Raw genomic sequence first — 844 nt, 5'->3', positions numbered from 1 at the left:
TAGGGTCTGGACTCATAACCAGTAACTGACAGCCGCTGCGATGCAGACGGCTGCGAGAAAATTGATTGCGAGACGGTCGTATCTGGTGGCGATGCGACGGAAGTCCTTCAGGCGACAGAACATGCGCTCGATGGCGTTGCGGCTTCGATAGAGGACGGGCGAGAAGCAATTCTTCCAGCGTCGGTTCGCCTTGGGCGGGATGTTCGGCATCGCACCCTTTCCCTCGACCTGTCGGCGGATGGCGTCGCTGTCATAACCCTTGTCGCCGTGCAGGATCGCGGAACGTGGCATCTCTTCGAGCAGAACCGCTCCAGCGGTGCAATCGGCTATCTGACCCCCGGTCAGCAAGAACGCGACGGGACGACACTCCGCGTCGGTCAGAGCATGGATCTTCGTGGTCCGCCCGCCGCGCGATCGGCCGATGGCCTGCTGATGTTCCCCCCTTTGCCGCCAGATGCGCATCGATGCGCCTTCACGGCCGAGCTATCGATCAGGACCTGCGCAGGAGGTCCGCCGGCCGTTGCGAGGGCGTGGAATATGTCTACCCATACGCCCTTCGCTGCCCAGCGGACGAAGCGATTGTAGAGTGTTTTGCGCGGACCATAGACCTCCGGCGCATCGATCCAGCGCCCACCGGACTTCAGCACCTGGATGATGCCGCTGATGACCCGCCGATCATCGACCCGTGGCTTGCCGCGCGTATCGTCAGGCAGAAGCGGCTTGAGCCGAGCGAACTGATCCTTCGTTAGCCAAAAGTAATCGCGACTCATGAGGGGCCTCCTGTCGGAGACCGTGAATCACAAACTCAGCGCAGAAGGAATCATTTTATGGGTCCAGACCCTAG

1 protein-coding gene is annotated in these 844 nt (G+C 61.0%); it reads right to left on the bottom strand.

Annotated features, from left to right (window positions below):
- Positions 1–12: 12 nt before the first annotated feature.
- A protein-coding gene (locus B2M20_RS18670; RefSeq protein WP_087881228.1) for an IS5 family transposase occupies positions 13–770 on the bottom strand; the annotation gives its coding sequence in 2 pieces (ribosomal slippage) (positions 13–437 and positions 437–770; 759 coding nt in all).
- Positions 771–844 lie beyond the last annotated feature (74 nt).

The organism is Nitrobacter vulgaris (genome assembly GCF_002028545.1).
GTDB classification, from domain to species: domain Bacteria; phylum Pseudomonadota; class Alphaproteobacteria; order Rhizobiales; family Xanthobacteraceae; genus Nitrobacter; species Nitrobacter vulgaris.
Note: the sequence above shows the minus strand (reverse complement) of the source record. Positions and strands in the feature narration are given on the sequence as shown.